Origin of the sequence: Pseudomonas sp. PA27(2017), from assembly GCF_001945445.1 — a bacterium.
Lineage (GTDB): Bacteria > Pseudomonadota > Gammaproteobacteria > Pseudomonadales > Pseudomonadaceae > Aquipseudomonas.
The window spans coordinates 1-5,938 of the sequence record NZ_MSXW01000037.1 but is presented as its reverse complement, the minus strand read 5'-3'; the positions used below and the strand labels follow the sequence as shown (position 1 = coordinate 5,938).

General features: G+C 65.0%; 5 protein-coding genes. All 5 read left to right on the top strand.

Features of this window, described 5'->3' with window-relative positions; all coding sequences use genetic code 11:
- Nucleotides 1–436: sugar nucleotide-binding protein (locus BVH06_RS16730; RefSeq protein WP_139315669.1), on the top strand; the 436-nt coding region annotated here is incomplete at its 5' end.
- Between the two features lie 128 nt (nt 437–564).
- Nucleotides 565–2,382: an ATP-binding protein gene (locus tag BVH06_RS16725; RefSeq protein WP_177345399.1), complete on the top strand. Its 1,818-nt coding sequence runs from the start codon at nt 565–567 to the stop codon at nt 2,380–2,382.
- Nucleotides 2,379–3,764, top strand: coding sequence for a sigma-54 dependent transcriptional regulator (locus tag BVH06_RS16720; protein ID WP_075934833.1), 1,386 nt, complete (start codon nt 2,379–2,381; stop codon nt 3,762–3,764). Before BVH06_RS16725 ends, BVH06_RS16720 begins: the two co-directional genes overlap by 4 nt.
- 329 nt (nt 3,765–4,093) lie before the next feature.
- Nucleotides 4,094–5,089 carry a C4-dicarboxylate TRAP substrate-binding protein DctP gene (dctP, locus tag BVH06_RS16715; RefSeq protein WP_075934832.1) on the top strand — a complete coding sequence of 332 codons (996 nt, stop codon included), beginning with the start codon at nt 4,094–4,096 and terminating at the stop codon, nt 5,087–5,089.
- 158 nt (nt 5,090–5,247) lie between these two features.
- Nucleotides 5,248–5,880: a TRAP transporter small permease gene (locus tag BVH06_RS16710; RefSeq protein WP_075934831.1), complete on the top strand. Its 633-nt coding sequence runs from the start codon at nt 5,248–5,250 to the stop codon at nt 5,878–5,880.
- The last annotated feature ends 58 nt before the right edge of the window (nt 5,881–5,938 follow it).

Genomic DNA, 5,938 nt, shown 5'->3' with positions numbered 1-5,938 from the left:
GCGCACCAGCTGGGTGTATTCCCTGCACGGGCGCAATTTCCTGCTGACCATGCAGCGCCTGCTGCAGGAGCGCGAACAACTCAGCGTGGTGGCCGACCAGATCGGTGCGCCGACCTGGGCCGGCAGCATCGCCGCCGCGACCGTGCAACTGCTCGAGCGCTGGCAACAGCAGCAAACTGCGGCCTGGGGCGTCTATCACTTCAGCGCGCGCGGTGAAACGTCCTGGTTCGGCTTCGCCGAGGCCATCGCCGCGCAATTGCTGGCACAGGGCAGAGCGGTCGCCGCACTGAAGCCCATCGCCACCACCGAGTACCCAACGCCAGCCAAGCGCCCGCTCAATTCGCGCCTGGATTGCAGCCGCCTGGAGCGCGACTGGGGCGTGCGTCTGCCGGAGTGGCACGCCGGCCTGCTCGAGTGCCTGAACACGCCACGCTGACTCCAAAAGGTCGCCCAGGTCGAGCGCAGCGATACCCGGGGCTCACCCTCTATCGCCAGGTTCGGGCTGGGCTACCTGGCACCCGGCGTATGCGGTCATAATGCCCCGGTCTTTCCGGCGCCCATTCGATGAACACGATCCCCAGCACCATTCCCAAACGCCCCCGCTGGCGCAGCCTGGCAATCCTGGCCCTGCTGCTGGCGCCGCTGCTGTGGCCGCTGCACTACGTCGCCGAGCGCTACTACCGCATCGAGCTGACCGAACAGAACCGGCAAACCCTCGATCTGTACGTGGCCAACCTGCTGGGCACACTGCGTCGCTACGAAGTGCTGCCGCCGATTCTCGGCGATCTGCCGGGCCTGCGCACCGTGCTGGCGACGCCGGGCGACGAAGCCGCCCAGGCAGCGGCCAACCAGTTGCTCAAGCGGGTGCGCCAGCAGACTGGTGCCGACGTCATCTACCTGATGAACCCCAAGGGCGAAACCCTGGCTGCTTCCAACTGGGACCAGCAGGACACCTTCGTGCGCGGCAACTTCGCCTTTCGCCCCTACTTCCAGGAGGCGCTGGCCGGGCGCCTGGGACGCTTCTTCGGCCTCGGCACCACCTCCGGCAAGCGCGGCTACTACTTCGCCTCGGCGGTCTATGACGGCAACCAGAAGATCGGCGTGATGGTGATCAAGGTCGACCTCGATCACACCGAAAGCCTGTGGGGCAACACCCCGGAGCAACTGCTGGTGACCGACGGCAATGGCGTGGTGATCCTGACTTCGCGCCCAGACTGGCGGTTTCACGCCAGCCGCCCGCTGGACAAGGCCGAGCGCGCCTCCATCGCCGCCATCCAACCCTATCCGACCCAAGCGCCGCCACCCCTGCAGCTCGACCCCGACGCCTGGCTGACGCAGAGCCGGGTGCTCGATGAAACCGGCTGGAGCGTCAGCATTCTCGCCCCGCGGGTGGTACTCGACCGCTCGGTGCGCACGGTAATGGCGGTCGGCGGCGGCGCCCTGCTGGTGTTGATCCTGCTGGTCGGCCTGATGATGCAGCGCCGCCGTCATTACCTGGATCGCATCGCCCTCAGCACCCGCGCCCGCCAGGAGCTGGAGCAGCGCGTACAGGAACGTACCCAGGATCTGGAGCGCCTCAACAGCCGCCTCAAGCAGGAAGTGCTGGAGCGCGAACAGGCCCAGCAGGAGCTGGTGCAGGCCCAGGACGAGCTGGTCCAGGCCAGCAAGCTGACCGCCCTGGGCACCATGAGCGCCAGCATCAGCCACGAACTCAACCAGCCCCTGGCGGCCATTCGCAGCTACGCCGAGAACGCCGGCGTGCTGCTCGACCACCAGCGCACCGAGGACGCCCGCGGCAACCTCAAGCTGATCAGCCAGCTTACCGAGCGCATGGCCTCGATCATCGCCCACCTGCGCGCCTTCGCCCGTCGCGACCGCCACGCACCGGAAAGCGTGGCCCTGCAACCGGCCATCGACGATGCCCTGGCGCTGCTGGCCAAGCGCCGTCGCGCCATGGACGTTGAGCTGGTTCGCGATCTGCCCGATGCCACCCTGTGGGTGCAGGCTGGCGAAACGCGCCTGCGCCAGGTGCTCAGCAATCTGCTGGCCAACGCCCTGGATGCCCTGGCCGAGCGTCCGCAGCCGCGGCGTATCTGGATCAGCACCGAGCTGCAGGGCGATCTGCTCGAGCTGCACCTGCGCGACAACGGCCCCGGCTTCTCGGAAAGCGCCCTGGCCCACGCCCGCGAGCCGTTCTTCACCACCAAGACCAGCGCCCAGGGCCTCGGCCTGGGCCTGGCGATCTGTGACACCCTGATGCGCGCCCTGGGCGGCGAACTGCTGTTCGCCAACCATCCCAAAGGCGGCGCGCACCTGATCCTGCGCCTGCGCACCGCCGACAACGGCGTGAACATCCAGCCGCCCGAGGACTTCACCGTATGAGCACCATCGACGCCAACACTCAGGTTCTGCTGATTGACGACGACCCGCACCTGCGCCAGGCCCTCAGCCAGACCCTGGACCTGGCCGGCCTCAAGGTCGCCACCCTGGCCGATGCCAAGGGCCTTGCCGAGCGCATCGAACGCGACTGGCCCGGCGTGGTGGTCAGCGATATCCGCATGCCCGGCGTCGACGGCCTGGAACTGCTCAAGCAGCTGCACGAGCAGGACCCCGACCTGCCGGTACTGCTGATCACCGGCCACGGCGACGTGCCGTTGGCCGTGCAAGCCATGCGCGCTGGTGCCTACGACTTTCTGGAGAAACCCTTCGCCAGCGACGACCTGCTGGAAAGCGTGCGCCGTGCCCTGGCCCTGCGCCGCCTGGTGCTCGACAACCGCAGCCTGCGCCTGGCCCTGGCCGACCGCCAGCAACTGTCAGGCCGGCTGGTCGGCCACTCACCGGCCATTCAACGTCTGCGCGAGCAGATCGGCTCCCTGGCCGGGATCAGCACAGATGTGTTGATCCTCGGTGAAACCGGTGCCGGCAAGGAAGTCGTGGCCCGCGCCCTGCACGACCTGTCCAGCCGCCGCGACGGCCCCTTCGTGGCGATCAACGCCGGCGCCCTGGCCGAATCCGTGGTGGAAAGCGAGCTGTTCGGCCACGAACCCGGCGCCTTCACCGGCGCGCAGAAGCGCCGCATCGGCAAGTTCGAGTTCGCCAACGGCGGCACGCTGTTCCTCGATGAAATCGAGAGCATGACCCTGGACGTGCAGGTCAAGCTGCTGCGCCTGCTGCAGGAGCGGGTGGTCGAACGCCTCGGTGGCAACCAACTGATCCCGCTGGATATCCGGGTGATCGCCGCCACCAAGGAAGACCTGCGTACCGCCGCCGACCAGGGGCGCTTTCGCGCCGACCTCTATTACCGGCTCAACGTCGCGCCGCTGCGCATCCCGCCCCTGCGCGAACGTGGCGAGGACATCCTGGTGCTGTTCCAGCATTTCGCCAATACCGCCAGCGCCCGCCACGGCCTGCCGCAACGAGAGTTGCAACCCGGTCAGCGCGCCATGCTGCTGCGCCATCCGTGGCCAGGCAACGTGCGTGAATTGCAGAACGCTGGCGAGCGCTTCGCACTCGGGCTGGACCTGGGCCTGGAACTGAGCGTCGACAGCCAACTACACAGTGCACCGCTATCCGGCAGCCTCAGCGAACAGGTGGAGGCCTTCGAGCGTGCGCTGATCGCCGCCGAGCTGACCCGCAACCACAATTCTCTGCGCAGCCTCGCCGAGGCTCTGGGCGTGCCACGCAAGACCCTGCACGACAAACTGCGCAAGCACGGCCTGAACTTTGCCGATGCTGGCGGAAGCTCGCCAGACGACATCGAGTGAATAAGCGGATTCTTGCCGACTTCATCAGCAGCTTTCATCGCGAATTCGCAAACCCGCCATCCACAGGGATTGGCGGGTTTTATTTTGAAAATCGACCGAGCCATAAGCCATGGGGCTTTGCGCCTGACGCAAAGCTGCCATGCCAAATTATCATCCTGCCTGGCACAACGCTTGCTCTGCTGGTCATCAGCGAAAAACAAGTACAAGTCCAGGCCCAATCGCTGCCAACCGATCCTGCCGCTCAAGCGGCAATCCTCGACTTGCTCTTGTCCGCTCGTTTCAGCGCCCCGGCGCTCAGCACGATATCCAACAACAAGAGGAAGCATCGCATGTTCAAATTCACTGCCAAGGCACTGGCTTGCGCCCTGTCGCTGAGCATCGCCGGCATGGCCCAGGCGGCCGATCCCATTTCGATCAAATTCGCCCACGTGGTTGCCGAGCACACCCCGAAAGGCCAAGGCGCGCTGCTGTTCAAGAAGCTCGTCGACGAGCGCATGGATGGCAAGGTGACCGTGCAGGTCTACCCGAACTCCTCGCTGTTCGGCGATGGCAAGGAAATGGAAGCCCTGCTGCTCGGTGACGTGCAGATCATCGCGCCGTCGCTGGCCAAGTTCGAGCACTACACCAAGCAGATCCAGATTTTCGACCTGCCGTTCCTGTTCAACGACATCAACGCCGTTGATCGCTTCCAGCAAAGCCCGGAAGGCAAAGCCCTGCTGACCAGCATGGAAAGCAAAGGCATCACCGGCCTGGGTTACTGGCACAACGGCATGAAGCAGCTGTCGGCCAACAAGAAACTGGTCGAACCGAAAGATGCCCGCGGCCTGAAATTCCGCGTACAGGCTTCCGCCGTACTCGACGAGCAGTTCAAGGCCCTGCGCGCCGCGCCGCGCAAGATGAGTTTCGCCGAGGTCTACCAAGGCCTGCAGACTGGCGTGGTCAACGGTGCCGAGAACCCCTACTCGAACATCTACAGCCAGAAGATGCACGAAGTGCAGAAGTTCATCACCGAGTCCGACCACGGCGTGCTGGACTACATGGTGATCACCAACACCAAGTTCTGGGACGGCCTGCCGGAAGACATCCGCAGCGAGCTGACCGCGATCCTCGCCGAAGTCACCGTCGAGGTGAACAAGCAGGCCGAAGCGCTGAACCAGAAGGACAAGCAGCGCATCATCGATGCCGGCACCACCGAAATCGTCATCCTGACGCCCGAGCAGCGTGAAGAGTGGCGCGAAGCCATGCGCCCGGTGTGGAAGAAATTCGAAGGCGAAATCGGTGCCGACCTGATCAAGGCTGCCGAGGCTGCCAACCAGGCCAACTGAGGCCGCCTGGCCTCACGGCCATCCGGCGACGGCTCCTGAGCGGAGCCGCCGCCCGCTTCACCGACACTGCTCCCGCAGGCTGCAGCACCGCTGCCGAGCCCCGGGTGCGGCTGTCTCTTACGTCGCTTCGCGACCGCTCTTATACACGGAGATAACCCATGCACGCTGTCGCTCGTGTCTGGAACAAAGCCGAAGAGATGATGGTGGCGTTCCTGCTTGCAGGCATGACCCTGGTCACCTTCTCGTATGTGGTGTTCAACAACCTCTACGGTGTTTTCTACGCCCTGGGCGATGCGCTGCCGTTCGGTAGCGATGCCATGTTCGCCATCGGCGACGGCATCCTCTACGTCGCCCAGGAAATGACCTGGAGCGTGGCCCTGACCAAGGCCATGTTCGGCTGGCTGATCTTCGTTGGCCTGGCCTGGGGCGTGCGCATCGGTGCGCACATTGGCGTCGACCTCTTGGTGCGCCTGTTCAAGCCCGCCCTGCAGAAGGCCGTGGCGATTCTCGCGCTGCTCATTTGCCTGGCCTATTGCGCGCTGATGGCCTACTCCAGCGAGCAGTGGGTCGCGGTGCTGTTCAACATCGGCACCGGCGCCGAGGACCTGGACCGCTTTGGCGTGCAGCAGTGGCACATCGTGATGATCGTGCCCATCGGCTTCACCCTGATGTTCCTGCGCTTCGCCCAGGTGCTGGTGCGTGTGATCCAGAACAAGCAGATCGGTTTCGGCGGCCATGGCGAGCTCGATGACGCCATCAAACTCGCCGAAGAGACGGAGACCAAACGATGACCATCGCCTTTCTGTTCATCGCCCTGTTCGTGCTGATGTTCATCGGCATTCCGGTGGC